This window comes from Streptococcus sp. 21.1 (assembly GCF_016648635.1).
GTDB lineage: Bacteria > Bacillota > Bacilli > Lactobacillales > Streptococcaceae > Streptococcus.
On the sequence record NZ_JACLQL010000004.1, the window covers coordinates 116,215 to 142,261 of the forward strand.

Annotated in this window: 32 protein-coding genes and 1 pseudogene; 22 read left to right on the plus strand and 11 right to left on the minus strand. The window is 37.3% G+C overall.

Features of this window, described 5'->3' with window-relative positions; all coding sequences use genetic code 11:
* Positions 1–71: 71 nt before the first annotated feature.
* The gene (locus H7U01_RS04595) at positions 72–1,340 is read right to left on the minus strand and encodes a replication-associated recombination protein A (protein ID WP_201041183.1); all 1,269 of its coding nucleotides are present in this window, start codon (positions 1,338–1,340) and stop codon (positions 72–74) included.
* Between the two features lie 169 nt (positions 1,341–1,509).
* Here H7U01_RS04595 and rpmB point away from each other — a divergent pair, with 169 nt between their 5' ends.
* From rpmB to nrdG, 9 genes are all read left to right on the plus strand, one after another.
* Positions 1,510–1,698, plus strand: a complete 189-nt coding sequence (gene rpmB, locus H7U01_RS04600) for a 50S ribosomal protein L28 (RefSeq protein ID WP_002885786.1) — start codon at positions 1,510–1,512, stop codon at positions 1,696–1,698.
* A gap of 126 nt (positions 1,699–1,824) precedes the next feature.
* Entirely contained in the window at positions 1,825–2,091 is a 267-nt protein-coding gene (locus H7U01_RS04605) for an IreB family regulatory phosphoprotein (RefSeq protein WP_002885737.1), read from the plus strand.
* Positions 2,091–2,510: a Holliday junction resolvase RuvX gene (ruvX, locus tag H7U01_RS04610; protein WP_002887078.1), complete on the plus strand. Its 420-nt coding sequence runs from the start codon at positions 2,091–2,093 to the stop codon at positions 2,508–2,510. Before H7U01_RS04605 ends, ruvX begins: the two co-directional genes overlap by 1 nt.
* Positions 2,511–2,617: 107 nt before the next feature.
* Complete coding sequence (locus H7U01_RS04615; RefSeq protein WP_002887079.1) at positions 2,618–2,923, plus strand: DUF1292 domain-containing protein; 306 nt, start codon at positions 2,618–2,620, stop codon at positions 2,921–2,923.
* Between the two features lie 210 nt (positions 2,924–3,133).
* On the plus strand, positions 3,134–4,780 hold the full coding sequence (locus tag H7U01_RS04620) for a hypothetical protein (protein ID WP_201041184.1): 1,647 nt from the start codon (positions 3,134–3,136) through the stop codon (positions 4,778–4,780).
* 98 nt (positions 4,781–4,878) lie between these two features.
* Positions 4,879–7,083 carry an anaerobic ribonucleoside-triphosphate reductase gene (nrdD, locus tag H7U01_RS04625; RefSeq protein ID WP_201041185.1) on the plus strand — a complete coding sequence of 735 codons (2,205 nt, stop codon included), beginning with the start codon at positions 4,879–4,881 and terminating at the stop codon, positions 7,081–7,083.
* 89 nt (positions 7,084–7,172) lie between these two features.
* Positions 7,173–7,304, plus strand: a complete 132-nt coding sequence (locus H7U01_RS09985; RefSeq protein WP_002885877.1) for a hypothetical protein — start codon at positions 7,173–7,175, stop codon at positions 7,302–7,304.
* Position 7,305: 1 nt separating this feature from the next.
* Positions 7,306–7,806, plus strand: coding sequence for a GNAT family N-acetyltransferase (locus H7U01_RS04630; protein ID WP_201041186.1), 501 nt, complete (start codon positions 7,306–7,308; stop codon positions 7,804–7,806).
* 4 nt (positions 7,807–7,810) lie between these two features.
* Positions 7,811–8,416, plus strand: coding sequence for an anaerobic ribonucleoside-triphosphate reductase activating protein (gene nrdG / locus H7U01_RS04635; protein WP_201041187.1), 606 nt, complete (start codon positions 7,811–7,813; stop codon positions 8,414–8,416).
* Between the two features lie 15 nt (positions 8,417–8,431).
* Here the strand turns inward: nrdG and yaaA are convergent, their stop codons facing one another.
* The 9 genes from yaaA to H7U01_RS04670 form a co-directional block, all read right to left on the minus strand.
* Entirely contained in the window at positions 8,432–9,178 is a 747-nt protein-coding gene (gene yaaA / locus H7U01_RS04640) for a peroxide stress protein YaaA (protein WP_201041188.1), read from the minus strand.
* An 86-nt stretch (positions 9,179–9,264) separates the two neighbouring features.
* Entirely contained in the window at positions 9,265–10,206 is a 942-nt protein-coding gene (locus H7U01_RS04645) for a YitT family protein (protein WP_201041189.1), read from the minus strand.
* Positions 10,199–11,950, minus strand: a complete 1,752-nt coding sequence (gene aspS, locus H7U01_RS04650) for an aspartate--tRNA ligase (RefSeq protein WP_201041190.1) — start codon at positions 11,948–11,950, stop codon at positions 10,199–10,201. Before aspS ends, H7U01_RS04645 begins: the two co-directional genes overlap by 8 nt.
* Before the next feature lie 109 nt (positions 11,951–12,059).
* Complete coding sequence (locus H7U01_RS04655; RefSeq protein ID WP_002885776.1) at positions 12,060–12,482, minus strand: hypothetical protein; 423 nt, start codon at positions 12,480–12,482, stop codon at positions 12,060–12,062.
* A 7-nt stretch (positions 12,483–12,489) separates the two neighbouring features.
* Positions 12,490–13,770, minus strand: a complete 1,281-nt coding sequence (gene hisS, locus H7U01_RS04660; RefSeq protein WP_139724360.1) for a histidine--tRNA ligase — start codon at positions 13,768–13,770, stop codon at positions 12,490–12,492.
* Positions 13,771–13,922: 152 nt separating this feature from the next.
* Complete coding sequence (locus H7U01_RS09990; RefSeq protein ID WP_260318080.1) at positions 13,923–14,570, minus strand: PTS transporter subunit EIIC; 648 nt, start codon at positions 14,568–14,570, stop codon at positions 13,923–13,925.
* Positions 14,571–14,594: 24 nt separating this feature from the next.
* The gene (locus H7U01_RS09995) at positions 14,595–14,837 is read right to left on the minus strand and encodes a hypothetical protein (RefSeq protein ID WP_253183486.1); all 243 of its coding nucleotides are present in this window, start codon (positions 14,835–14,837) and stop codon (positions 14,595–14,597) included.
* Positions 14,838–14,936: 99 nt separating this feature from the next.
* Entirely contained in the window at positions 14,937–15,068 is a 132-nt protein-coding gene (locus tag H7U01_RS10000; protein ID WP_064523604.1) for a PTS transporter subunit EIIB, read from the minus strand.
* Between the two features lie 65 nt (positions 15,069–15,133).
* Entirely contained in the window at positions 15,134–16,246 is a 1,113-nt protein-coding gene (locus H7U01_RS04670; protein ID WP_064523607.1) for a vitamin B12 independent methionine synthase, read from the minus strand.
* A 230-nt stretch (positions 16,247–16,476) separates the two neighbouring features.
* Between H7U01_RS04670 and rpmF the strand changes: the two genes are divergently transcribed.
* Both rpmF and rpmG read left to right on the plus strand, forming a co-directional pair.
* On the plus strand, positions 16,477–16,659 hold the full coding sequence (gene rpmF / locus H7U01_RS04675) for a 50S ribosomal protein L32 (protein WP_002892130.1): 183 nt from the start codon (positions 16,477–16,479) through the stop codon (positions 16,657–16,659).
* A 15-nt stretch (positions 16,660–16,674) separates the two neighbouring features.
* Positions 16,675–16,824 (plus strand): 50S ribosomal protein L33, encoded by a 150-nt coding sequence (gene rpmG, locus H7U01_RS04680; protein ID WP_002262412.1) that lies wholly within the window; start codon positions 16,675–16,677, stop codon positions 16,822–16,824.
* Between the two features lie 78 nt (positions 16,825–16,902).
* Here the strand turns inward: rpmG and H7U01_RS10005 are convergent.
* Positions 16,903–17,088 (minus strand): annotated as a pseudogene (locus H7U01_RS10005) (FanG protein).
* A gap of 28 nt (positions 17,089–17,116) precedes the next feature.
* Between H7U01_RS10005 and H7U01_RS04685 the strand changes: the two are divergent.
* The 11 genes from H7U01_RS04685 to H7U01_RS04735 all read left to right on the plus strand — a co-directional run bounded on the left by H7U01_RS04685 (position 17,117) and on the right by H7U01_RS04735 (position 26,047).
* The gene (locus tag H7U01_RS04685) at positions 17,117–17,731 is read left to right on the plus strand and encodes a CadD family cadmium resistance transporter (protein ID WP_002911684.1); all 615 of its coding nucleotides are present in this window, start codon (positions 17,117–17,119) and stop codon (positions 17,729–17,731) included.
* A gap of 11 nt (positions 17,732–17,742) precedes the next feature.
* Positions 17,743–18,081 (plus strand): Cd(II)/Zn(II)-sensing metalloregulatory transcriptional regulator CadX, encoded by a 339-nt coding sequence (gene cadX / locus H7U01_RS04690; protein WP_000711078.1) that lies wholly within the window; start codon positions 17,743–17,745, stop codon positions 18,079–18,081.
* 43 nt (positions 18,082–18,124) lie between these two features.
* Positions 18,125–19,540 carry a helix-turn-helix domain-containing protein gene (locus tag H7U01_RS04695; protein WP_084871074.1) on the plus strand — a complete coding sequence of 472 codons (1,416 nt, stop codon included), beginning with the start codon at positions 18,125–18,127 and terminating at the stop codon, positions 19,538–19,540.
* A 320-nt stretch (positions 19,541–19,860) separates the two neighbouring features.
* Positions 19,861–20,310, plus strand: a complete 450-nt coding sequence (locus H7U01_RS04700) for an RNA polymerase sigma factor (protein WP_201041191.1) — start codon at positions 19,861–19,863, stop codon at positions 20,308–20,310.
* 199 nt (positions 20,311–20,509) lie between these two features.
* Positions 20,510–20,830 carry a hypothetical protein gene (locus tag H7U01_RS04705; protein WP_037608226.1) on the plus strand — a complete coding sequence of 107 codons (321 nt, stop codon included), beginning with the start codon at positions 20,510–20,512 and terminating at the stop codon, positions 20,828–20,830.
* Positions 20,830–21,930: a type IV secretion system DNA-binding domain-containing protein gene (locus H7U01_RS04710; protein WP_084871076.1), complete on the plus strand. Its 1,101-nt coding sequence runs from the start codon at positions 20,830–20,832 to the stop codon at positions 21,928–21,930. Before H7U01_RS04705 ends, H7U01_RS04710 begins: the two co-directional genes overlap by 1 nt.
* Positions 21,927–22,532, plus strand: a complete 606-nt coding sequence (locus H7U01_RS04715; RefSeq protein ID WP_201041192.1) for a hypothetical protein — start codon at positions 21,927–21,929, stop codon at positions 22,530–22,532. The genes H7U01_RS04710 and H7U01_RS04715 overlap by 4 nt, the downstream gene beginning before the upstream one ends.
* Before the next feature lie 205 nt (positions 22,533–22,737).
* Positions 22,738–23,343 carry a replication protein gene (locus H7U01_RS04720; protein ID WP_084871078.1) on the plus strand — a complete coding sequence of 202 codons (606 nt, stop codon included), beginning with the start codon at positions 22,738–22,740 and terminating at the stop codon, positions 23,341–23,343.
* Complete coding sequence (locus tag H7U01_RS04725) at positions 23,336–23,584, plus strand: MerR family transcriptional regulator (protein ID WP_084871079.1); 249 nt, start codon at positions 23,336–23,338, stop codon at positions 23,582–23,584. The genes H7U01_RS04720 and H7U01_RS04725 overlap by 8 nt, the downstream gene beginning before the upstream one ends.
* Before the next feature lie 89 nt (positions 23,585–23,673).
* A complete protein-coding gene (locus H7U01_RS04730) occupies positions 23,674–24,939 on the plus strand; it encodes a tyrosine-type recombinase/integrase (protein WP_201041193.1) in 1,266 nt (421 codons plus the stop codon).
* A gap of 175 nt (positions 24,940–25,114) precedes the next feature.
* Complete coding sequence (locus H7U01_RS04735) at positions 25,115–26,047, plus strand: hypothetical protein (protein WP_064523610.1); 933 nt, start codon at positions 25,115–25,117, stop codon at positions 26,045–26,047.

The window sequence follows — 26,047 nt, forward strand, 5'->3', positions numbered from 1 at the left end:
ACCACTTTTGAAAATTATTGCAAGAGGAAAAATCAAATTTTTTGCAATCGTTTTCGTTGATTCCTCTCGTATTACCTAGATAACTTATCAATCCGTTCTTTATTAGCTCCAAGAGCTCTTTCATATTTCCCGGTTTCATTGGGTTGGAAATAATTCACACCTCTTAATTTATCTGGAAGGTATTGTTGCTTGACCCACTTTTCGGGATAAGCATGGGGATACTTGTAATCTTGTGCATTGCCCAGTTCCTTGCTTCCAGCATAGTGTCCATCTCTCAAATGACGAGGAATTGGTAAATTTCCTGATTTTCTAAGGTCTGCCAAGGCAGCATCCATAGCCATATAAGCAGAATTCGACTTAGGAGATAAAGCTAAGTCAACAACTACATTGGCTATCAAAATACGCGCCTCTGGGAAACCTACTTTCTGTGCAGCTTCCAAAGCTGTAACCGTGTGAACTTGCGCATCAGGATTAGCTAAACCAATATCCTCGTATGCAATCACAGTCAAGCGCCGCGCTAGACTAGGGAGATCTCCTGCTTCAACCAAACGCGCTGCATAATGAAGACTGGCATTAACATCAGAGCCTCGAATAGATTTTTGCAAAGCAGAGAGCACATCATAGTGTCCATCACCGTCTTTATCCATGGTGATATAGCTACGTTGTAAACTATTTTCCACTGTATCTAAAGTAATATGGCGAAGTCCATCTTCTGAAGTTGGCGTCGACATGACAGCTAGATCTAACGAATTATAAGCCGAACGTAGATCACCATTAGTAGCCGTAGCAATAAAATCTAGAGCATCATCATCTAACTGGACATCAAAGTCAAAACCACGCTCCTTGTCCTCTAAAACACCTAGGATAGCTTCCTTAATATCCTCGTTAGAGAGTGGTTCCAACTCAAATATTTGTACACGACTACGGATGGCTGGTGTTACAGAAAAAAACGGATTCTCCGTTGTAGCCCCAATCATGATAATATTACCATTCTCTAAGAGTGGTAATAAAAAGTCTTGTTTAGCTTTATCTAAACGATGAATCTCATCTAGGAGCAGAACTAAGCCACCTGAAAATTTAGCCTCTTCCGCAATTTCCTGCAGGCGTTTCTTGCTATCAACTGTAGCATTAAAGGTTCTAAAAGCAAATTTTGTTGTTCCTGCAATAGCACTAGCTATTGAGGTCTTCCCGATTCCTGGTGGCCCGTAGAGAATCATTGACGATAGCATATTCGCTTCTACCATACGGCGAATAATTTTACCTTCACCAACCAGATGCTTCTGACCAATCACCTCTGAAATTGTACGTGGACGCATGCGTAGAGCAAGATTATCTGGCATCTTCTCTCCTTTTTTAACTGATTTTTTCTTATTATAATAAGCATATACTATTTTGTTACAAAAAGAAATCATAAATAGTTCTTGTCAAACCTAAATTCTTATGATAGAATGTTTTGGTATGTGGTGCTAGCACATCCGTAATAAATTCTACCTAGGAGGAAAACACGAAATGGCTAAAGTATGTTACTTTACAGGACGTAAAACTGTTTCTGGAAACAACCGTTCACACGCTATGAACAAAACTAAACGTGCCGTTAAACCTAACCTTCAAAAAGTTACTATCCTTGTTGATGGTAAACCTAAAAAAGTTTGGGCTTCAGCTCGTGCGCTTAAATCTGGTAAAGTTGAACGCGTTTAATCTTATTGGATATTAAGAGAGATGACTTTAGTCGTCTCTTTTTTTATTCATCATCTTTCCCTTTTGGGTATACTTATGTTATAATAAAGAACTAACAGATAATTCTTATAGAAAGAAGGTGTCAGTATGGGATTTACAGATGAAACTGTTCGTTTCAACCTAGACGACGGTAGCAAAGATGAAATCAGTAATACTTTGACAAATGTCTACCGTTCGTTGGCTGAGAAAGGTTATAATCCTATCAACCAAATCGTCGGTTATGTTCTGAGCGGTGACCCTGCTTATGTTCCGCGTTATAATGACGCCCGTAACCAGATTCGTAAATACGAACGTGATGAAATCGTTGAAGAACTCGTTCGCTATTATCTTAAAGGAAATGGAATTGACCTCTAATGCGAGTAATGGGACTTGATGTTGGCTCAAAAACAGTAGGAGTTGCGATTAGTGACCCCCTCGGTTTTACAGCCCAAGGCGTTGAAATTATCAAAATTGACGAGGAGGCTGAAGAGTTTGGTTTCGACCGACTAGGCGAGCTCGTTAAAGAGTATAAGGTAGAAAAATTTGTTGTTGGTCTTCCTAAAAACATGAATAACACTGAAGGACCACGTGTTGAGGCAAGCAAAGCCTATGGTGACAAAATCAAGGAAATCTTTGGAATTCCTGTAGATTACCAAGACGAGCGCTTGACAACTGTTCAAGCCGAGCGTATGTTAGTTGAACAAGCAGATGTCAGCCGTGGAAAACGTAAAAAAGTTATTGATAAATTAGCTGCCCAACTTATTCTACAAAACTACCTCGATCGAATGTTTTAAGAAAGTGTAATAGAGACCTAATAGTCAAGTGACAATCTAGTAAACTGACAAGCAAATATACTAGATTTTCCTCACTATTCAGCGCTCTCTTCAAAAAGGAGAACAATATGTCACACAATCACGACCACAACCATGATCATGAAGTCATCACTTTAGTAGACGAACAAGGAAATGAAACACTTTTTGAAATCTTGTTGACTATTGATGGACGCGAAGAATTTGGTAAAAACTATGTTCTTTTAGTACCAGCTGGTGCTGAAGAAGATGCTAATGGAGAAATCGAAATACAAGCATACTCATTCACTGAAAATGAAGACGGTACTGAAGGCGACCTTCAACCAATCCCTGAAGATTCAGATGCTGAATGGGATATGATCGAAGAAGTTTTCAATAGCTTTATCGACGAAAACTAAAAATATTCAATGCCATAGGCAAAGAAATGGCTTGTTAAAAAGAGATTGGGATATTGTATCTCAGTCTCTTTTTTAGATATTTTTTATTAAATGTAAGAAATTAGAGGAAAATTGACTAAATGGTATTATCTGATATACTTTAAATAAGACAATTAGGAGGCAAGACCCTTCTATTTATAACTTTCCAAATGTCAACAAAGGAGTTTAATTGTGAGTCCATACAACGAAGACAATACTGTAGATTCAAGTGGCTACCAAGGTTATCATCGAAGCCACCATCGATCTCATACACAAGATAGTCAATCCGAAAAGATTGAAGTGACAATTCAAGGACATACCGAAGAATCAGATTCTTCTCAAATAGAGAAAAAAACTAAGATTTCACTTCCATGGAAGCATAAAGGTCATATCCTGATTTTCAGTTTGATCTTAAGTATTTTTAGTATAGCAGTTCCCTACTTTACAGACTTTGCCAATAATATACAGTCTCAAAACCTTTATATTGCAAAAATGTTTGCCAATGGTAGCTTACCTTACTCTGACTTTTTTGCGACAGGTGGATTCTTTTATTACCTCCTGGTTTCTCTGGCTTTCCGTTTAGGATCAACGCTTTGGCTAATTCCTATACAATTCCTCGCCTACTATCTTTCTGGTAGTTACCTTTACAAGACTGTCATGCACATGACAAGTAAGAAGGAAATTGCCACTCTAATTAGTATTATTTTCTATGTCACTAATGGGACACTTGGTTTTGGTGGGCTTTACCCTATCCAATTTGCTATGCCTTTTGTCCTAGGTGCAATCTTCTTCTTAACTCGTTACTTTGCGGGTCATAGTCGTGACGAAGCCTTTATTCTTTACGGCTTTGCTGGAACTGCCGGGGCCCTCTTTGAAGCTCGAACTCTTATTTTCTGGATATTGTCACTTGTGACAATCTTCGTTTACAACCTTGTCAACAAACACTTTGCTCGTGGTTTTTATCAAGTTCTTTGTATTGTTTTTGGTAATATTCTAGTATTGTATCTATGTCTTTACTTTATCCTTAATTTACAAATTACATCGGACTATATTAACCAAGTTTTGGTTTACAACTTTACACAACTCGCTGTAGAAAAAAATGACTTTCTACTTACATTAGCCTATCAAAGCTTTGCTGTTTTAGGCTCTGGGTTACTTATTGGTGCACTTACTACAAGCAACCACCTTCTTGGCGAGGCTAAAGATAAGAGCATCAAGTGGGTACTGCTCCTTAGTTTTATCTTTACAGTGGTTTACAGCTTGTTCTCTCAAAGCTTTGGACTTTACAGTATGCTCAATATCGTACCTTATGGTCTAGTCTTAACAGCACTTTCTTTAGATGATGCTATTAAAAAGAGAGCAGAGCGAACTTCTCACCGACGTCGTAATGGTAACCAGATTCACACACTTAAAGTTTTTGGTATCTTCCTTAGTCGTAATTACTTCTTACCTATTGCAGTCTTTGCATTCGCTTTTGCGATACCAATCATTATGTTCCTATTTAATTTAGGAAATAATACTGAACGTAGTACTGTTGCAAATTACCTCTCTAAAAATACCAAGAAAGATGAAACGATTTACGTTTACGATTCCTCAGCAAAGATTTATTTGGAAAGCAGTCGTAAAGCAGCCTCACAATTTGTTCTTCCAGAACTTAACACAGCTAAATCTAGTCATCAGAAAGCTCTTTCGGATACTATTATCCAAGATTCAGCACAATATATCGTTGTCCAACAGGATACACAACTACCTTCTGAGGTTAAATCTACACTTTCAAAAAACTATAAAAAGGCCCCTGTAAAAGGCGTTAAACGATACACTGTTTATGTCCTAAAATAGGTCAAAAAATCAATATATAGTGGTTGGAATAAAAATATACCACAATATATTGATTTTTTTTTGCCTAGTGCTATAATTAGTAACGAGGTGATTTTTAGATGATTACATTAGAAAAAGAAAAGGTTACAATCAACCCTGATATCAAAGTCATCAAACGTGATGGTCGTATGGTTGTCTTTGATTCAAGTAAAATATATGAAGCTATTCTCAAAGCGAGTGAAGCTATTACACCTATCACACCCTTAATTGAAGCAAAGTTGGAGGGAATTGCCAACCGTATTGTTGCTGAAATCAATGACCGCTTCACTCAAAATATCAAAATATATGAAATCCAAAGCATTGTAGAGCACGAGTTACTCGAAGCTAACGAATATACTATCGCTCAAGAATATATTAACTATCGTACCAAACGTGATTTTGAGCGTTCTCAGGCTACTGACATCAATTTCACCATCAGTAAACTTGTTAATAAAGATCTAGCTGTTGTTCATGAAAATGCTAATAAAGATAGCGACCTTTACAATACACAACGTGATTTAACCGCAGGAATTGTCGGAAAATCTGTAGGACTTAAGATGCTTCCTCCACACGTGGCAAATGCTCATCAAAAGGGAGATATCCATTTCCACGATTTAGACTATAGCCCCTACACACCTATGACCAACTGTTGTTTGATTGACTTCAAAGGCATGTTGGCAAATGGTTTTAAAATTGGTAACGCTGAAGTTGAAAGTCCTAAATCCATTCAAACTGCAACAGCACAAATTTCACAAATCATCGCAAATGTTGCCTCTAGTCAATATGGTGGCTGTACTGCAGACCGTATCGATGAATTTTTAGCTCCTTACGCAGAACTTAACTACAAAAAACACTTAGCTGATGCTAAAGAGTGGGTGGCTGAAGAAAAACGTGAAGATTATGCACGCGCTAAAACTCGTAAAGATATCTACGATGCTATGCAATCTCTTGAATATGAGATTAATACGCTTTTCACTTCAAATGGACAGACTCCCTTTACCTCTCTAGGTTTCGGTTTGGGAACAAGCTGGTTTGAGCGTGAAATCCAAAAGGCTATCCTACAAGTTCGTATTTTAGGACTTGGCTCCGAACACCGTACAGCTATTTTCCCTAAACTGATTTTTACCTTAAAACGTGGACTTAACTTAGAGCCTAGCTCACCTAACTACGATATTAAGCAACTAGCTCTTGAATGTGCAACAAAGCGTATGTACCCGGATGTCCTATCATATGACAAAGTCATTGAATTGACGGGTTCCTTCAAGGCTCCTATGGGATGTCGTTCCTTCCTACAGGGGTGGAAGGATGAAAATGGTGTTGAAGTTAATTCTGGACGAATGAATCTGGGGGTTGTAACCCTTAATCTTCCTCGAATTGCCCTAGAATCTAAGGGAGACCAAGATAAATTTTGGGAAATTTTTGAAGAAAGAATGGGAATTGCCAAAGATGCACTCGTCTATCGAGTTGAACGTGTCAAAGAAGCTACACCTGCTAATGCGCCTATACTTTATCAGTATGGGGCCTTTGGCCAACGTCTAGGTAAATTCGACAATGTAGATCAACTCTTCAAACATCGTCGTGCAACCGTATCACTTGGTTATATTGGGCTTTATGAAGTAGCATCTGTTTTTTATGGTAGTGACTGGGAGACAAATCTAGAAGCCAAGGCATTTACTTTAAATATCGTAAAAGCTATGAAAAATGCTTGTGAAGGTTGGTCTGACGAATATGATTATCATTTCTCTGTTTATTCAACACCATCAGAAAGTTTGACTGATCGCTTCTGTCGTTTGGATACTGAAAAATTCGGTGTCGTGACTGATATCACAGATAAAGAATATTACACCAACTCTTTCCACTACGATGTTCGTAAAAATCCAACACCATTTGAAAAATTAGAATTCGAAAAAGCTTACCCAGAAGCTGGCGCAACTGGTGGATTCATCCATTATTGTGAATATCCAGTCCTCCAGCAAAACCCTAAAGCACTCGAAGCTGTCTGGGACTTTGCTTATGACCGTGTCGGTTATCTTGGAACGAATACTCCAATAGATAAATGCTACAAGTGTGACTTTGAAGGGGACTTCACCCCAACAGAACGTGGATTCATGTGTCCTAACTGTGGCAACACAGATCCTAAAACAGTTGATGTTGTCAAACGTACTTGCGGTTATCTAGGAAATCCACAGGCACGCCCAATGGTTAAAGGACGCCACAAAGAAATATCAGCTCGAGTCAAACACATGAACGGTTCAACCATAAAATATGAAGGTAAACACCTTTAATAAGACCTAGAATACATTATAATAAACTAGAAGCAGCTGGATGATACCTTCCAACTGCTTTGCTTATTTCATTTTTAGAAAGGAATATTATGGGAAAATATCAATTAGATTATAAAGGTATGCAACAAGTGGAACGTTACCACGAAAAAAATGCAACCGTCAAAAATGATAAAAAAGCACGTGTCCAAGCCCTTTTGAAAAAAGCTGGAAAGAAGAAGTAATATGATTTTACGCCGTCCAAGTCAAACAGATAAAGAAGCTATCTTAGAGATGATGGCTGAATTTGAAAGGGAGCAAGCTGCTCATGATGGTGGATTTTGGAACGCCGACAATTTTGTTTATGAAGAGTGGCTAGAAGAAAATCTTCAAGCGGAAGCGGGACTCAATATTCCTGAAAACTGGGTTCCTGCTATCCAGCTGGTTAGTTTTGACGAAGCAGGCCAGGCTCTTGGCTTTCTCAACCTTCGTCTCCGATTAAATGACTACTTACTAGAAAAAGGGGGCCATATCGGCTACTCCATCCGTCCATCCGAACGAGGAAAGGGTTATGCGAAAGAATCTCTCCGTCAAGGCTTACAAATAGCTAAAGAAAAGAATATTCATCGTGTTCTAGTCACTTGTAGTATCAAGAATCCTGCTAGCCAAGCTGTTATATTAGCCAACGGTGGTCAGTTGGAGGACATTCACCATGAAACTGAGCGCTATTGGATAGATTTGGAGTAAAATCATGACATGGAATACACCAAAACCACAAGAATGGAAGTCCGAAGAACTTAGCCAAGGTCGCATTATTGACTACAAAGCTTTTAACTTCGTTGATGGTGAAGGCGTACGTAATTCGCTTTACGTCTCTGGTTGCATGTTTCATTGCAAGGGATGCTATAATGCTGCTACCTGGTCATTTAAGGCAGGAATTCCCTATACTAAAGAACTTGAAGAACAAATCATGAGGGATCTAGCTCAACCTTACGTACAAGGTCTCACGCTACTTGGTGGTGAACCCTTCCTAAACACAGGAATTCTCATTCCCTTAGTCAAACGCATTCGTAAGGAACTCCCGGAAAAAGATATCTGGTCTTGGACTGGGTATACTTGGGAGGAGTTGATGCTTGAAACCCCTGATAAACTAGAACTTCTTCAACTCGTTGATATTCTCGTTGACGGCCGCTTTGACATCACTAAAAAGAATCTTATGCTCCAGTTTCGAGGATCATCTAATCAACGTATTATTGATGTCAAAAAATCTCTTGATCAAGGAGCAGTCATTATTTGGGACAAGCTAAATGACGGTCAAACGAACTATGAACAAGTCGATCGTAAAGATATGCTATAAAAAAAGTCTGAGTTGTTAACTCAGACTTTTTTTAACGATTTTAACAAAAACTAGCTCATTGTTAGAGGATAAATCCTCACGATAGTTAAAATCATCAAAAGACAATTTTCGTAAAGTATTAATCGTTTGACAATTCTCCTCCATAACAGCTGTCAAAAAAGCCCCTCTTGCCTTTTTGGATATCGTAGAGTGAGTCTTAAGAACCCCATTGCGGTCTTCCATAAAGCTAACCGTCAATAACTGCTTACGAAGAGTTGGACTAAAAACATCCTCAAATTCACTTGAAAGTAAAGAAACAACTGGAGCTTGACTCTCCTCTAGAAATTGGTCATATTCAGCACGCCAATAGTTTTTTAAGGACTGACCATTAACCTTGATCTTCGTATGAAAATCATGACGATGTTCTTGAATCGGATAAAAAGCGGGAATAATCCCATAAAAGGAAGATGTGATGAATACTTGTTGGCCTAAGAAATCTTTTTCACATGTGGATAAGTCACTACGTTTGATGTGACGATACATCAGTCCATTAAAAAGCTCGACAGCCGGATAGTTCTTCGCTTCTCCAGACAAAATCGCAGCCCAGCGCTGCTTCTCTTTCTCAGCCTGCTCAGGCTTTATTTTATAAGTTGTGGACAATTCATCTGTGGATAATTTTGCCATTTCAGTTAGGATAGCCGCACTCTTTTCAGATAATTTTTGAGACGGAACTTCCTTACTGGCCTTCATTTCTTTTGCGGTTGGAATTAAAAATCTAATCATACTGATATTGTAAAGTCAAGCAAGCATTTCGTCAAGAATTCTATCCAACAAAAAAGAAGCTAACGTTCGTCAACTTCCTTTTTTTGTTAGTCATCTAAATCAACAAAACGACCTAGAATATGTACATTTTCTGCAATGGAGACAAAGGCTTTAGGGTCTGCTTTTCTCATATAATGCTTGAAGTCAGTATACTCTTCACGCGTAATAATCGCCAATAATACGGCTTTCTTTTCGTGATTATATGTTCCTTCCGCATCATTAATCAACGTTACTCCACGGTGGAGTTTCTTCTGGATCATTCGTACAACTGGATCTGGATTACTTGTAACAATCATAGCCTGCATTTTCTTTTGTTTTGTGAAAATCGCATCTGTAACTCGACTAGAAACAAAAATAGTCACCATTGAATAAAGAGCATATTTCCAACCAAAAAGAATGCCCGCAAAAACCATGATAATTCCATTGACAATCAAGGAGATATTACCAACATCACGGCCTGTTTTCTTACGAATAGTGAGGCTAACGATATCCGTCCCTCCACTAGAGATACGTGATTTTAAACCGAAACCAATCCCCGTTCCCATGACCAAACCACCAAAGATAGCATTGATCAAAGGATCCTCTGTCAAGATTACATGTGGCATCACCTGAATAAAAAGGGAGCTCATCGTTACTGTAATGAAGGTAAAGATAGTAAATTTATGGCCAATCTTATACCAAGCCAGAATCAAGAGAGGGATATTAATTGCATAGAAAGTCAATGATACTGGTATCTCAAAGCCTAAAGTTCTAACACTCAATGCCGATAAAACTTGTGCAAAACCTGTTGCTCCACTGGAGTAAACATGTCCAGGTTGAAAAAAGAAATTAACGGCGATTGACGATAAGAGCCCGTAAAGTAAAGAAGCTGAAACTTTTTCAGTATATTTTTCACGGGAAATACTACGTGCAGCCTGCAAAACGCCCATTTTCTTCGCAGACTTTTTCGCTACAAATTTAACATGTTTATGAAGAGGTGCTTTATTCATTTTCTAAATCTACATGAAGGGCAAGTTCTTCCAACTGTTTATCAGCCACAAGACTTGGAGCCTGAGTCATAGGATCTGATGCCTTATTATTTTTAGGGAAGGCAATCACTTCACGGATATTATCTTTACCTGCAAGAAGCATGACGAAGCGGTCAAGACCGATAGCCAAACCACCATGTGGTGGGAAACCATAGTCCATAGCTTCAAGAAGGAATCCAAATTGCTCATAGGCTGATTCTTCAGAGAAACCAAGGGCTTTCAACATACGTTCCTGTAGTTCTTTATGATTGATACGTAGACTACCCCCACCAAGCTCATAACCATTCAAGACAATATCATAAGCTACAGCACGTACCTTGGAAAGATCTCCTTCAAGCTCTGCTGCAGAATCTTCTGTTGGCAAAGTAAATGGGTGGTGAGCAGACATATAGCGTCCCTCTTCTTCAGACCACTCAAACATTGGCCAATCGACAACCCAAAGGAAGTTGAACTTAGTGTTGTCAATCATGTCAAGTTCTTTAGCAATTTGATTACGCAAAGCACCAAGTGTGTTATTAGCGATTTCAAGTGTATCTGCTACAAAAAGAACTAGATCATTCTCTTCAAGGTGTAAAGCATCTGTCAACTTATCTTCAATACTTGTCAAGAATTTAGCAACTGGACCTGCTAGAGCTCCGTCAGTCATCTTAACCCAAGCAAGACCTTTAGCGCCAAATTGTTTGGCAAACTCTGTCAACTTGTCAATACTTTTACGTGAGTATTTGTCTGCATTTCCTTTGACAACAATTGCCTTAACAGCTGGTGCCTCAGCAAACACTTTGAAGTCTACACCCTTGACAACCTCTGTCAAGTCTTGTAAAAGCATGTCAAAGCGTGTATCTGGCTTGTCAGAACCATAGTTATTCATGGCATCATCATAAGACATGCGTGGGAATGGTAATGTAACTTCAATCCCTTTAGTTTCTTTCATAACCTTAGCAATCAATCCCTCTGTAATATCTTGGATTTCTTGCTCATTAAGGAAAGAGGTTTCCAAGTCAACTTGTGTAAACTCAGGTTGACGGTCTCCACGCAAATCTTCATCACGGAAACACTTAACAATTTGATAATAACGGTCAAAACCAGCATTCATCAATAATTGTTTAGTGATTTGAGGACTTTGCGGAAGAGCATAAAAGTGACCTTGGCTAACACGGCTTGGAACCAAGTAATCACGAGCACCTTCTGGTGTAGATTTTGTCAACATTGGTGTTTCAACATCGATAAATTCCAAGTCATCAAGATAATTTCGGATGGCGTGAGTTACCTTTGCACGGAGCTTAAAGTTTTCCAACATCTCTGGACGACGAAGATCCAAGTAGCGGTAACGCATACGTGTATCATCACTAGCCTCAACACCATCTTTAATTTCAAATGGCGTTGTTTTGGCAGTATTAAGGACTTTAAGGTCTTCAACTTTAAGTTCGACAGCACCTGTAGGCAAGTTATCATTAGCTTGTTCACGCGCTTCAACAGTTCCTGTTACTTCAATAACAAATTCGCTACGCAAGCTTTCAGCTGTTTCAACAACATTAGCATCCGCATTTTCAGGGTTAACAACCAACTGCATCAAACCTTCACGGTCACGAAGATCGATGAAAATCAAACCTCCGAGGTTACGACGGCGAGATACCCAACCTTTCAAAGTAATAGTAGTTCCGATGTGTTCACTACGAACACGTCCGGCATACATAGAACGTTCCATAAATACACTTCTTTCGTTAATTTTTTAGTCTTAACTATTATAGCAAAAAGCCCATCAAAACCCCACCCATTTCAGGTTAGAATTTTAATAGACTTTCTTTTTTATAAAACTATTTGCCAAATTGTTTCAACAAATCACTAGTATCCACGTAATCCTCAGCAAACTCTTCAAAATCTTCAAAACGATAATCGGCTGTTTCTAAGTCAAGTAAACTATTCCAACGGAATCCGTAAACATCCTCAATGATAACACTAAGTTCATCAGTTTCCTCGTCTACCTGCCATCCCAAATAACGTTCCTGTGTTTCAAAACTCAAGACCACATCTTGACAATCTTGACGCCAAACTTGACCAAGTAATTGCTGACACATCGCATGATCACTTGCAGGCTCATCATTAAACCAAGTAATGTCATGTTTATCAAGAAAGGCAATCAACTGCCAAAACTGTTGTTGGAAACGAATGGGCATACTGCGATCAAAAGCCAAACTGAACTTTTCACTCCGTTTGAGCATATCAACTATACTAACCATATGCCCCCTACTTTTCTAACTGTTCGAGGACTGCTGCAAAGTTTTTAGTTAGCTCTTCGAAACTTACAGTAACTTCCTCACGAGTAGCATTATTTTTGACATTGACCTGACCTGACTCCACTTCACTCTCACCTAATGTGATAACCGTCTTGGCCTTGAAGGTATCTGCTGACTTAAATTGCGCCTTAATCTTACGTCCAAGGTAATCACGTTCAGCCTTAAATCCTTGATAGCGGATAGCTTGAACTAACTCAAGAGCTTTGCCATTGGCACCTGAACCAAGTACTGCAATGTAAACATCCAGACTTTCTTCCACCGGAAGCTCAATACCTTGTTTATCAAGAACCAAAAGTAAGCGTTCTAAACCAAGTCCAAAACCAAAACCAGCTGTTTCTGGACCACCGAAGTATTCAACCAAACTATCATAACGACCACCTGCACAGATTGTCAATTCAGACTTATCAATAGTGGTAATAAATTCAAAAATCGTGTGGTTGTAGTAATCAAGACCACGTACCATATTAGTATCAATCACATAAGGAATGTTAAGACTATCGAGCATGGCACGTACTTCGTCAAAGTGCGCTTGACTTTCTTCATCTAAATAATCAAGGATAGAGGGAGCATTTTCAACTGCAACCTTATCTTCTTTTTCTTTTGAATCGAGTACTCGCAAAGGATTTTCATCCAAACGGCGTTGACTATCTTTTGACAAACTTTCACGCATCGGTGTCAAGTAGTCAATCAAGGCCTGACGATAAGCCAGACGACTCTCAGTATTTCCAAGGCTATTCAAATGAAGGGTAACATCCCTAATGCCAAGCGTATTAAAGAGTTGGTAGGCCATAGCAATGGTTTCAACATCTGTTGCAGGATTTTTTGATCCAAAGCACTCTACACCTAGTTGGTGGAACTCGCGCAAGCGTCCTGCTTGAGGACGTTCATAACGGAACATTGATCCAATATAATAAACTTTAACAGGTTTTTGGACCTCTGGCGCAAAGAGTTTGTTTTCTACATAAGAGCGTACAACCGGTGCTGTTCCTTCTGGACGAAGTGTAATATGACGGTCTCCCTTATCATGAAAATCATACATTTCCTTAGTAACGATGTCAGTTGTATCACCTACTGAACGGGAAATGACCTCGTAATGTTCAAACATAGGTGTACGAATTTCACCATAATTGTATTTCTTAAATGTTTCACGTGCAACATTTTCTACGTACTGCCATTTGGCACTATCCGCAGGTAAAATATCCTGCGTTCCCTTAGGTTTTTGAAGTTTCATAATGATGATACAGGCCTCAAATAGACCTGCCCTCCTTTTCCGTTATTACAGATATAATCACTCTATTCTATCATAATTTATATAGCTTTTGGGAAATGGTGGAGGATTTTTCAACGTAAGAAAGAAACAGACCTCTTGGCCTGCCACAATCATTAATCTTCCTTATAAAGAATGAAGGTCACAATGAAAGATACCACAACAGAAATTACAAGACCTGCAATAGCTGTGTAAAAATATTTAAGTGTATCTTCACCGATATAGGCTGCAATCGTCAAGAGACCTGGGGAACCACCCGCAAAATTTCTCGCACCTAAAATACCAAGGAAGAAGCCACCTACTCCCCCTGCAACAATAGATCCTATAAGGGCTGCTTTATTTTGCAAAGTTACCCCATAAAGAGCCGGTTCCGTAATCCCACAAATCGCAGTAATTCCAGCAGATGAAGCCAGAGCTTTTTTATTGGTATCCTTAGTTTTGAAAGCAATAGCAAGGGCTGCTCCACCCTGAGCCACATTTGAAGCCAAAGCACCTGGACCTAAAATCAAAAGTGTTACTATTGCAGTGATCAAGGTCGTAATCATAGGCACCAAGAAAAATTTAACAGCCTTTGATGAAATTTTAATTGCAAAGCGCTCCACATAACTCATAAACCAAACTGCCAAAATAACAGGAATAACCGTTGATGAGTAAGAAGTTAATGTAAGAGGAATACTAAAGAAAGAGACGCCATGACCTGATTCCTTGGCAGTTGTCACAATCGGCGTAAAAGTTGGGTGTAATAAAATAGCACCAATCAACATCTCCAATTGAGCGTTTGTCTTAAACTATCGAGCTGCTGAAGCACCTAAAAATACAGGTAAAAAATAAAATTCAGCATCACCAATAAAATTAAGAACTTGATCGTTAACATCATCTACAGCTGCTACCTTAAAGACAACCAAAAGAGACAAAACGGCTTTGATCATCCCTGCTGCTGTAATTACCGGTAAGATTGGTGTGAAAATCCCAGAAATAAGGGCTAAGAGGAGTTCTGTCTTGTTTTTCCTATGATTCCTTAGACACTTCATCTAGGTCTAATAAGCCTTCCAAAGCACGGTATACATTTGGTGCATCACTCCAACAACAACTTGATACTGGCCACCACTCTTAGCCAAACTCACAATACCTTAGATAGTTTGAACAACTTTATCATCCGCTAAGGTAAAACATAAACGTTTAGCACAGTTTACAAGATTCTGAACTTTATCCTTTCCTCCTATAGCATCTAAAATCTTCTGTCCTGTCTCTTTATAGTTCATGACACTTCCTTTCTATACTCATAAAAAGAGAGAACAAGCTGAGCCTGTCCTCTACATTTTTTCTATTATGACCAAACTTTATCAGTAATTGTTTTAATCAATTGTAATTTATTCCACTCGTCTTGCTCAGTCAAGATATTGCCTTCTTCAGTTGATGCAAAACCACATTGAGTTGAGATACCAAGATTCTTAAGTGGTACAAGCTCAGCCGCTTCATGAATACGAGCGATGACAGCATCTACATCTTCCAAAGCTGGATTCTTAGAAGTAATCACACCAAGCACCAATTCAACATGATCACGGTTATTCCAAATCGTTGGAAGTGGTGCGAAGCTACCTGAACGCGCATCATCGTATTCCAAGAAGAAGATATCATAATTCAATTTCCCAAGATATTTAGCTACTGAATCATAGCCACCTTCAAAAAGATAAGTTGATTTAAAGTTTCCACGACAAATATGAGTAGCCAAAGTCAAATCTTCTGGAAGACCTTCCAAGGCTTTATTGATAGTGTATACATCATCCTCAGCAATTTTTACCAACTCAGCTGTTTTCTCAGGATTATTTTTTTCATTCTCAAACTGTTGAATCAAATAACCCCAAGTCGTATCATCCAACTGCACATAACGTGCACCCAAATCGTAGAAATGTTGGATGGTATCATGGTAAGCTTTTGCCAAATCATCAAGAAAATCTGTCCATGAATCATAGTAATCTGCATAAAGATCACTACGGTGGTCACGGTTAATGATGAGTGATGGACTTGGAATAGTTACTTTTGGAGTAATTCCTTCAGGAGTCACTGATTTAAGATATTCAAAGTCACGATAGAAAGGATGATTAGGATTTTCGGCAATCTTACCATTGATACGAACGTTGGTTGTACGTGTCTTAGCTCCATGGAATTTATATGAATCTTCTTGTTGGTAAGCTTCAAAACCAGTTAGGTTCCATAGGAAATCAAGGTGCCACCAAGAACGACCAAATTCACCATCAGAAACTACTTGAAGACCATTTTCTACCTCATGATGAACCAATTCCTTAACCAATTCATCTTGTACTTTCAACAATTCTTCTTGCGAGATTTCACCATTGGCAAATTTTTCACGTGCTTCTTTTAAAGCTTGTGGACGAAGGTAAGAGCCAACATGATCAAAATGATAATGGACTTTACTCATAGTTATTTACTCCTTTTATGCTTTCACTTAATGTAATAATAAGCCTATTCTAGCACTTGCTGTTATAGCTGTGAAATATATATTTGTTATCGCAAGATATAGTTTTTAACTATATTATTTCTTGGAAAGTTTTTTTGTCAAGCAACTTTACTTTACAAAAAAGATATGTTATTCTGTTATAGTTGATTTAAAATCAAGAACATAAATATTAATTCGGAGGAAATAAAGAAATGGCAGTACCTGCACGTCACACTTCAAAAGCGAAGAAAAACAAACGTCGTACACACTACAAATTGACTGCTCCATCAGTACAATTTGACGAAACAACTGGAGATTACTCACGTTCACACCGTGTATCACTTAAAGGATACTACAAAGGACGTAAAATCGCTAAAGCTAACGCAACTAAATAATAGAAGGGAGATACCATGCGCGTAAATATTACACTTGAACACAAAGAATCTGGTGAACGCTTGTACCTTACTTCAAAAAACAAACGTAACACTCCAGACCGTCTTCAATTGAAAAAATACTCACCAAAATTGCGTAAACACGTAATCTTTACTGAGGTTAAGTAAGGGTTTCAGTACACGTCAATAGACGTCAAAATATTGATTTTAAGCGATTTTTGATTTTTTGAAACTCATTATATCGCACTACAAATCAATAAAAACTCTACCTTTTACTCTACCTTTTTTAGATAAATATATCATCTGGATATTGAAGTTAAGCCCTGCTATCATTTCGATGGCAGGGCTTTTTAATATTTAGTACACTAACTTCTTATCTATATTTTGGTGGATTTTAAGTTGACATCTACAAAGTTTAATGTTAGAATACATTCAAAAATATATTTGAATGAGGTGTTTTATGATTCAAAATATTGTTACTTCAATAATCCTGTATTCTGGGACAGCCGTAGACTTACTTATTATCCTAATGTTATTTTTTGCCAAAAGAAAAAGCAGAAAGGACATCATTAACATCTATTTAGGACAATTTCTAGGCTCTGTTAGTCTAATATTCCTAAGTTTGCTTTTTGCATTTGTCTTAAATTATATTCCTAGTAAAGAGATTTTAGGTTTACTCGGTTTGATTCCAATTTTCCTAGGCCTCAAAGTTTTGCTTTTAGGAGATTCTGATGGAGAAGCTATTGCAAAAGATGGTTTGCGAAAAGACAACAAAAACCTGATTTTTCTAGTCGCTATGATTACTTTTGCAAGTTGTGGCGCTGACAATATTGGTGTCTTTGTCCCATATTTTACCACCTTAAATTTAGCGAATTTGATAGTGACTTTACTTACTTTTCTAGTCATGATTTATCTCTTGGTTTTTTCTGCCCAAAAATTGGCACAAGTCCCTTCTGTTGGAGAAACTTTGGAAAAATATAGCAGATGGTTTATTGCCGTTGTCTATTTAGGATTGGGGATGTATATCCTGATTGAAAACAACAGCTTTGACATGCTATGGGCTGTGTTAGGCTAGGAGAAAAAATTATGAAAAAAGATAGTATCTGTCAAGTGGATGTTATAAATCAACAAAATGTTACAACCGCAACGAACTACCTTGAAAAGGAAAAAGTCCAAAAATCACTTCGCATTTTATCAAAATTTACCGATAATAAACAGATAAATATCATCTTTTATCTCCTTGCCGTCGAAGAACTCTGTGTCTGCGATATAGCCTGTTTATTAAATCTCAGTATGGCATCTGCCTCCCACCATCTTCGTAAACTAGCCAATCAAAACATCTTGGACACTAGAAGAGAGGGGAAAATTATATATTATTTTATAAAAGATGAGGAAATCAGAGATTTTTTTAATCAACTAGGATAATAACTATTTTTATTACTTTTCCATGATTATAGGGAGATTATATATGAAATTTTTTGATGAAAATTACTCACAAGAAATACCTGCTCGTATCAAATGTTTAAGAAAAAAGTATAATTTAAAGCAAAGCGACCTAGGTAATGCAGGTCAAGTTAGCCAAGTTGAAAGTGGTAAGCGACCAATTACGAGTACGATGTTAGTTTATTTAAATACTCAAACCGCTTCGAGCTATACGTATATCGTTTTTGGAGAGTTAGATGAGTTTATTGAGAATCTGTTTCATTATTTTTTCGGTTCTATTTTATATAGAGATTTAGAGTCTGTAGATGAAAACCTATATTCTTTCATGAGTGATGATTTAATTTCAATCCAATCAAGTTGTCTAAGTATTGCCAAGACATTTGCAAATTTCAATATTCAGAGAAAAAGATTTATGATTTCTACTGAAACTGAAATGGATACTTTTCACAAGAAAGATGACATTGACATTACTGTTGGTGAAAAAAGTTATAACCTCGCTAGAAGTTTTAGAACCAGTACCATCAATGAATTGACTGTCATTGATTTTGAAGAAATGTTTGATATTCTTTGGTTGATGTTAGGGGATAATTTAATTAAATCATTTGAAGTTAATGTATGTGGTATCCTATTTGAATTAGACGGAAATGACATGCCCTCAACATTTAGGCAAGAAAACATTGATCCTCTCATCAATAAATGGTGGTATGATAATGTTTCGACAGAAATTATCCCTAATCTAATAAAAAAACTCAAAGAAAATCCACTATTCAATATCGGATTTCTGGTTGATGATATTCTAGAACGAATGTATAAAGAAAATATCCCAAAATCTTACCTTACGTCCGTTCCGTTAGTTAGTTCCAAAAAAGCAAGGTCAACTTTATCAATTAAGTCAAACGGAAGTCAAAAAATAGATAAATCAAAATTTGAACAGATAAATTATGACTTTATGAAGTTAGTAAGTCAAGGTAAAGATATCACAGACTTGTACCAAAAATATTCTGAAAAGGAGCTAACAAATATGGGTATTCGTATTCATAAATCCACTGATATAGAAAGGATTGAGGAAAAAACTTTTGATGAAATAATCAGCTGGGTTTCCAATCCTTATGCAACAAGACCAATTCAGGAAATATCCAGTATTCAAATAGAGCCCACAAGATTTTCACTAGAGGATAAGAAAAGAATTGAAGAAGCTGCAGCTCAAGGACTAAGCGAAATCGACCTTATTGATTTAGTTGACCTATATGATATTAATTTAGACAATACAAGCGTCAATCGCCATATTGTGGGGTTATTGACTAATAACACCCAAGTAACATACTATTTCCAAGAACAATTAAATAAGGAGTTGCTGTCAATGGCTCACGCTTTAGATAACGTACAACAGGCCTTTATTAAATTATTAAGTGAAGAGGAGATACGAAAATTTGCTCTTTAAAGACTAGGTGAATCGCCTAGTCTTTTTTTTGCGCTTCGTTTTACAAATTAGTCTATTGAAGTAAAAAAAGAAGTAAAAAATAAAAGAACATTACGCCTTATACTGAATATATCAAGAAAAACTCTTGATATAAATTTTAATAGTCCAAATTGATGGCCATCAAAGGACAGATTGAAACAAATATGATGACATGACGATAAAGGTCATGTCTTGCATAGAATTGTTTCGCTGTTTCTTTGTTGTGCCTTTTAGCATACTCAGCGTTCAATATTTGCTCATTTTGTTTCCTTCTGTCCAAGGACGGAAAGGAGCTCATCATTATGAGCAATAAAGTCAAAGAACGCCGTGAGCGTAAAATCGCAAAAGCTGCTGAAGCTAAAGACTGGAAAACCGTTGTTCATCTTCTACAACAAGAACAAAGTAACTCAGAACGGCGTGACCGATACCACCAAAAACGAAGTATGGAAGAAAGCATATCTCGTAATGATGGTAAACGACGTGAACGCTATGAAGTAGTTGCAAGCTCTGATTTGAATCCCGAAGAGGCTTTAATCCTAGAAGAGTTAAGACAAGCTATTCGTGAAGCTAAAGCATCCTTATCAGCAATTGACAGTAAAATTGTTGAAATGATAGCGGAACAAGGTTCAAGCTATAAAGAAACGGCTCGCTATATCACTGAACATTATAAGAAAATGAGTGATGTAACTGTTAAATCCCATTATTGTAAAGCGCTAAAAAAATTAGCTCCTTTATTAAAAGCTTACCGCTAATCCCTCAAATCCAGTGTCTCTGTCACTGGATTTTTTGTAAAAAAATTAAAAATTCAATAAATAACTTTGCGTTTAGCTGTCTCATTCTCCTTAGTAATGAGGAGGTGGTCAGATAACCTAAAAAACAAAGTCCAGCTCATGACCCAAACCGAGCCTGTCGCATTCACACTATCTCTTATTCATAAGGAGGATTTGCCCTATGGCGTTTAAAATGAAAACCACAAAAGGTGGTTATACAACTACGTTGGCTGATAAAATTATCAGTCAAAAACAACCGATTTACTCACTTAGTACCGAACTTGAACCACAACAACGGTTTGAAGAAGGAAAACCAACCGGAGAAATCGTAGCCTATAAAGCATGGTTTGTACAGGAAGGGCAAGACCCTTTCCAAGTAAAATTTGAAGATACGATTGAGCTTCCAGCTTTTCAATCCATGATTCAATTTGACACTCTACAAGCCTGCGAAGTAAAATATAACATTTACTTCCGAGCAAATGGTATCAAGGAGGTTCGGTAATGAGTTCACAATCTCGTGATGTGCTGAACCAATCTTACCTGCAATCTTACCTGCTCCAGAGCCTAAACATGGCTCTGGGGGCTTTAATGCAGGGAGAAACCAGCTACACCAATTCTTTTAATATTGTTATTCAAGAAGACGGGTTTATCTTTGTCCCTCGTCTGCCATGTGCCTATATCCTTGATGATGACTTGTACAAAAAAATCTATCTGATTGCCAATGCTTCACTTTATCCACAATACACACTCCTAAAACAAAACGCTACCTATTTTGTCCCTCTAGAAACGGATGACTTACACATTAAACGTGGTTTATTCTTCCCTTGGAAAAGAGGAATTTCAGAACGTTTAGCCATTCCTGATTTGGATAAGTTTTCAGCCAGATTACCACATGGGAAAATTCCTATCATGAAGCACTTTGAACTCAATTTAGACAAGGTCAATCACTGGGCTATTGCTGGAAATTCAGGTTCTGGGAAATCGTACGCCCTCACTTACTTTTTGAGTGTACTGAAGCATATGTCTGACTTAATTATCATTGATCCTAAATTCGATACACCAAGTCGTTGGGCAAGAGAAAATCAAATTGCAGTTATCCACCCTGTCGAAAATCGTTCAAAATCTGATTTTGTTTCACAGGTCAATGAACAATTAAGTCAGTGCGCAAACCTCATTCAGAAACGACAAGCTATTTTGTATGATAACCCCAATCATCAATTTACCCATCTAACCATTGTCATTGATGAAGTCCTAGCTCTATCAGAGGGAGTCAATAAGAATATCAAAGAAGCCTTTTTCTCCTTACTCTCACAGATTGCCTTGTTAGGGCGTGCTACCAAAATCCATTTGTTCTTAGTAAGCCAGCGTTTTGACCACAATACTATCCCAATTTCAGTGAGGGAACAGCTAAACGTATTGTTACAAATTGGAAATATCAATCAGAAAACTACTCAATTTTTATTTCCAGACTTAGACCCAGAGGGTATTGTCATTCCAACAGGACATGGGACAGGTCTCATTCAAGTTATTGACAATGAACATCCCTACCAAGTTCTCCCCTTACTCTGCCCAACCTACTACACTAAACGAGGTATCCTATGACCAATAAAACCTACTTTATGAGAAGTTTTAATCTCATACTATACTTATTTCTATTTGCTCCTATCTGTTCTGCATTTGGCTGGTTATTCAACTTTCTTTCAGTTCAATTAACCAACATCACATTTGTCAATCTAGATACGGTCAAAAGTACTACGGATATCATTGGTTCCGTTTGCCATAGAATTGCTCTTGTTTCTCTACTACTTGCTTTATTATTGGCTGGATCAGAGATAATACAACGGTTGAAAACAGATAGTTTTTGGAACTATATCCAATCTGTCTATCACACTTTCCTGTTGCGACACTTCCTGTTTCAGCGTGAACGAGTACAGAAGATAAGCAACCTTGAACACCAGACCGTTACCACTATCAATCCAATCCATAACGGATTTAACCGAGCTGTTCGCAAGTGTATTGTAGATATACGAAAAGATGCCATCACTATTTTTCTAAAAGTCCCTAGAGACCAACAGGGGCAAAAAATCCTAAAAGAGATGGAAGCACAATTAAAAGAAGAAATCGTCAGCCAACACGCAGACTATTATTTCTCCTCTCCTATTCGAGTTCGTAACCAATTGTGGTTCACTGGACAAAAACGTTAATACCTTGGGGCTGTGGCTTGCGTTAAGCAAAAGCCAGACAGCCCCTTTTTATATTCTTATCTATCATGACCTATTGGGGTTACTACGACCCCCAATAGGTCAATAATCAATAATCACAAAAAATTCAATTTTTTTCAAAAAACTTTGCATCTGACCTGCCATTTCTCCTTAGTAATAGAGCCCAAAAGAAATGAGGTAACTGCCTATGGCAAAAGAACAGCGCTCAACCAAATGGACGTTTCTCTTCTACGAGGAAAGCGCACCAGAGGACTACTTGACTATCTTAGAGGAACTTCATATCCCCTTTATTCTTAGTCCTTGGCATGATAAAGATGTTAATAAACAAACAGGAGAGTTCAAAAAGTCGCACAAACACGGTGCTTTCTTCTTTGATTCACTGAAAAGCTATTCTCAAGTATCAAATATCATCAGTGACAAACTGAACGGTCCAGCACATGTGGAGGTAGTTATGTCTCCCACTGGTTTATTTGACTACTTTACTCATGCGGAGAATCCAGATAAGACCCCCTATAACATTGAGGATATTGAAGTCGGTTGTGGCTTTAATTTGGAAAAATTCTTGATGGAGATGAACTCCTCGGATTTTATCCATGAAGTAGTCGATATTATCGAAGAGAACGACTTTAGCGAATTTGAAGAATTGGTCTGGTATGCCCGAGCAAACAATACCAATTTACTATCTCTAATCATTGAACGTACGTATTTCTTCGCCAAGTACCTAGATTCACGACGATATAATCCTAATCGACTCCATAATTCAAACACAGAGGAGAAAGAAAATAATGAATAACGAAAAATTAGAACAAATTGAACAATCATTGCAAACACTTATCAAACTCATTCAAATCAAAGAACAGAACATACCACCAAAGATAGTACAACAGCGAGAATTGCTAAAACAGCTAAATATCTCTCCAAACACACTAAAAACATGGGAACGAAAAGGATTAAAAAGATTAGAACCTCCAATTGAGGGAACACGAACTGTCTTCTATTTACTAGATGATGTTATTAACTTCTTACAATCCTAATATTGAAAATTTGTGCTAAAATAGTTTTATCTAAAAGAAAGAGTGGTAACTATTTTAGCCTACTTCAATATCCCTGAAGAAAGGCAAACATGGAAACTGAAACAATTATCCATAATGGCAAAAAGGTCATTAAAAAAATCAAAAAAGATAAATCCATTTCGTATACGCTCAAAGGAGCATTTCTCGGTAAAGATGTTAAAACTGGCAAACAAGTCACAACAACTATTACTGCAAAAACACTTAAGCAGCTTGATAGAGAAGTTATTCAAGCTCGCTTAGACTTTGAAAGAAATGGATTTACTCGAAAAGAGAATGTGTCTATTAATACGCTGGAATATTTAGCCGAAGCTTGGTTTCAAGCTTATCAAACTTGGGTTAGTTCACATAATACATTAAATAGGGTAAGGGGCTACCTAGATAATTATATTATCCCTAAATTCGGAGATTACAAACCAGATAAAATTGAATCTGCTGATATTCAGTTATGGTTAAATGACCTAGCAAAGAAATCAAAAAAATCAGTTGAATCAGGTGTAAAGCGTGCAAATAAAGGATGTGCAAAAGATTTCGGTGCTGTTATTCATAAGTTGAAAGATATTTTTGACTATGGCATTACTAACTATGGTCTGACTGCTAATCCTGTAAATGCTATCAAGATTCCACCAAAGCCAAAGTCTAGTGAGAAACGTATCATGGTTTTACATGATGATAGTCTTGCTAGGTGGCTTAACTATCTTGAAAGCTTAGATAACAGTAGAGCCAATCGACGGTTTAAGCTGATTTGTAATACACTCTTAGCTTCAGCCTTGCGCATAAATGAGTTATTAGCATTGATAATTGATGATTTGAACTTTGAAGAATACTCTATTAGTGTCAATAAAACATTACTTTGGAAAACAGCTAACAAAAAGACCGGAACAAAAGGGAAAGTTATCTGTAAAGCAACACCCAAAACTGATGCAGGCAATCGCTCTATTCCAGTTCCTTTGTCTATACTTGAGGCACTTCGAGATTTTCACAATGAAATGAACGAGTATCTCGAATTGCACAACAGACATAGAACAAAACTGATTTTCCCTACAATCTATGGGAACTATATGTGTGATAGAAACGAGAGAACAATTCTTAAGAAAAGGTTAGTAGGTCTTGGATTACCAAACTATGGTTTCCATTTATTCCGACATACTCATGCTTCAATGCTACTTAATGCTGGAACAAATTGGAAAGAACTCCAAGTCAGAATGGGACATAAATCCATTTCAACTACAATGGATACTTACGCTGAATTAGCACCACAACGAAAGTTAGAAGCTGTGGGGATTTATCTTGAAAAGATTGCTGAACTAACGCAATAACTACTCTACCATTCACTCTACCTTTTATTATGTAGCATTCTAAAAACATTGATGTACCAACGTTTCTAACAGCTAAAATAGAAATTATTTAACTCTTACTGAGGTAAAATAATTGAATTAAAAACCATGAAAATAAGATTTTCATGGTTTTTCTATTACTCAAAGAGGGGTTCCTATGACTAAAATAGAAACATTTAGATGGCGTATGTGGCATGTTTACCTCCTTATTTTTATAACCATTCTACTTACAGGTACATTCGTTCGCTATGGTTATAGAATTCAAACCGCTTATTCCTTAGACGATAGACTTTACGACTATGCTAACAAAAAAGTTACTGTAACATCCTTTCAAAACGTCAAAATTGGAAACTTTAACGTTTTAGGTGTTAAGTTTGGAAATGAAAAATCACTGGAGAGAAGTCAATTAGCCGTTGGTCGCACCTACCTAGCCTTCCAAGAATCTAGGTATAAACTATCTAAAAACAAGAAAGACTCTAAAAATTATGATATTATTCACTATTATCAGCTTGGTAAAGATACTGGAAAAGGACACACTATTAATGTACTAGGCCTTGCTAAAAAACTAGGATATAATAATCCCGGTTCCATGGATAATACCATGTACTCCGATGGTGGGGATGAGTTTGTGAAATTTTCATCCTATGACAACAAAAAAGTATTCTATGTCAATTTACGCACCCAGAAGGCAACCAGAACCAAACCATCAAAAGTCAGTCGATACCACGGATTTGCTAAACCTTACCGCTATCTCCTTTCAAAGGATAATCTTTCTATAGGTTATAAATATGATCCCCTCACTATCAACTCCATGCCCCTTATCTGGACCAAAGAAAGAAATTTTGCTGATTACAAAGATCAAGATGACAACAAATACAGTGACCAATCGCTCAAAAAAAGATTTAGCTTAATCATCGTAACAACTGACTCACTTAATCTGGATGATGCTGTTAAACTACAAAAAGAGTTAACACCAGATAAGGAGGATATCTATTGGTATTTTACAAGCACTAACACAACTACTGGACGCCTCGAAGAAGTTAAAAGTCAAAAAGATTACAACCTACTAGTTAAGGAGAGTCAGAACTAA

What these genes read in the sequence shown, in the direction of transcription:
- H7U01_RS04630 (WP_201041186.1), top strand. Translation starts at nt 7,306, where the DNA reads ATGATTTTACGCCGTCCAAGTCAAACAGATAAAGAAGCTATCTTAGAG.
- H7U01_RS09985 (WP_002885877.1), top strand. Translation starts at nt 7,173, where the DNA reads ATGGGAAAATATCAATTAGATTATAAAGGTATGCAACAAGTGGAACGT.
- H7U01_RS04655 (WP_002885776.1), bottom strand. Translation starts at nt 12,482, where the DNA reads ATGGTTAGTATAGTTGATATGCTCAAACGGAGTGAAAAGTTCAGTTTG.
- H7U01_RS04700 (WP_201041191.1), top strand. Translation starts at nt 19,861, where the DNA reads ATGAGCAATAAAGTCAAAGAACGCCGTGAGCGTAAAATCGCAAAAGCT.
- hisS (WP_139724360.1), bottom strand. Translation starts at nt 13,770, where the DNA reads ATGAAACTTCAAAAACCTAAGGGAACGCAGGATATTTTACCTGCGGAT.
- nrdD (WP_201041185.1), top strand. Translation starts at nt 4,879, where the DNA reads ATGATTACATTAGAAAAAGAAAAGGTTACAATCAACCCTGATATCAAA.
- H7U01_RS04710 (WP_084871076.1), top strand. Translation starts at nt 20,830, where the DNA reads ATGAGTTCACAATCTCGTGATGTGCTGAACCAATCTTACCTGCAATCT.
- H7U01_RS04595 (WP_201041183.1), bottom strand. Translation starts at nt 1,340, where the DNA reads ATGCCAGATAATCTTGCTCTACGCATGCGTCCACGTACAATTTCAGAG.
- H7U01_RS04715 (WP_201041192.1), top strand. Translation starts at nt 21,927, where the DNA reads ATGACCAATAAAACCTACTTTATGAGAAGTTTTAATCTCATACTATAC.
- H7U01_RS04705 (WP_037608226.1), top strand. Translation starts at nt 20,510, where the DNA reads ATGGCGTTTAAAATGAAAACCACAAAAGGTGGTTATACAACTACGTTG.
- H7U01_RS04725 (WP_084871079.1), top strand. Translation starts at nt 23,336, where the DNA reads ATGAATAACGAAAAATTAGAACAAATTGAACAATCATTGCAAACACTT.
- H7U01_RS04615 (WP_002887079.1), top strand. Translation starts at nt 2,618, where the DNA reads ATGTCACACAATCACGACCACAACCATGATCATGAAGTCATCACTTTA.
- cadX (WP_000711078.1), top strand. Translation starts at nt 17,743, where the DNA reads ATGAAAAAAGATAGTATCTGTCAAGTGGATGTTATAAATCAACAAAAT.
- H7U01_RS04605 (WP_002885737.1), top strand. Translation starts at nt 1,825, where the DNA reads ATGGGATTTACAGATGAAACTGTTCGTTTCAACCTAGACGACGGTAGC.
- aspS (WP_201041190.1), bottom strand. Translation starts at nt 11,950, where the DNA reads ATGGAACGTTCTATGTATGCCGGACGTGTTCGTAGTGAACACATCGGA.
- H7U01_RS04730 (WP_201041193.1), top strand. Translation starts at nt 23,674, where the DNA reads ATGGAAACTGAAACAATTATCCATAATGGCAAAAAGGTCATTAAAAAA.
- H7U01_RS04685 (WP_002911684.1), top strand. Translation starts at nt 17,117, where the DNA reads ATGATTCAAAATATTGTTACTTCAATAATCCTGTATTCTGGGACAGCC.
- H7U01_RS09990 (WP_260318080.1), bottom strand. Translation starts at nt 14,570, where the DNA reads ATGTTGATTGGTGCTATTTTATTACACCCAACTTTTACGCCGATTGTG.
- ruvX (WP_002887078.1), top strand. Translation starts at nt 2,091, where the DNA reads ATGCGAGTAATGGGACTTGATGTTGGCTCAAAAACAGTAGGAGTTGCG.
- H7U01_RS04670 (WP_064523607.1), bottom strand. Translation starts at nt 16,246, where the DNA reads ATGAGTAAAGTCCATTATCATTTTGATCATGTTGGCTCTTACCTTCGT.
- rpmB (WP_002885786.1), top strand. Translation starts at nt 1,510, where the DNA reads ATGGCTAAAGTATGTTACTTTACAGGACGTAAAACTGTTTCTGGAAAC.
- rpmF (WP_002892130.1), top strand. Translation starts at nt 16,477, where the DNA reads ATGGCAGTACCTGCACGTCACACTTCAAAAGCGAAGAAAAACAAACGT.
- nrdG (WP_201041187.1), top strand. Translation starts at nt 7,811, where the DNA reads ATGACATGGAATACACCAAAACCACAAGAATGGAAGTCCGAAGAACTT.
- H7U01_RS04735 (WP_064523610.1), top strand. Translation starts at nt 25,115, where the DNA reads ATGACTAAAATAGAAACATTTAGATGGCGTATGTGGCATGTTTACCTC.
- yaaA (WP_201041188.1), bottom strand. Translation starts at nt 9,178, where the DNA reads ATGATTAGATTTTTAATTCCAACCGCAAAAGAAATGAAGGCCAGTAAG.
- H7U01_RS04695 (WP_084871074.1), top strand. Translation starts at nt 18,125, where the DNA reads ATGAAATTTTTTGATGAAAATTACTCACAAGAAATACCTGCTCGTATC.
- H7U01_RS10000 (WP_064523604.1), bottom strand. Translation starts at nt 15,068, where the DNA reads ATGAACTATAAAGAGACAGGACAGAAGATTTTAGATGCTATAGGAGGA.
- rpmG (WP_002262412.1), top strand. Translation starts at nt 16,675, where the DNA reads ATGCGCGTAAATATTACACTTGAACACAAAGAATCTGGTGAACGCTTG.
- H7U01_RS04645 (WP_201041189.1), bottom strand. Translation starts at nt 10,206, where the DNA reads ATGAATAAAGCACCTCTTCATAAACATGTTAAATTTGTAGCGAAAAAG.
- H7U01_RS04720 (WP_084871078.1), top strand. Translation starts at nt 22,738, where the DNA reads ATGGCAAAAGAACAGCGCTCAACCAAATGGACGTTTCTCTTCTACGAG.
- H7U01_RS09995 (WP_253183486.1), bottom strand. Translation starts at nt 14,837, where the DNA reads ATGAAGTGTCTAAGGAATCATAGGAAAAACAAGACAGAACTCCTCTTA.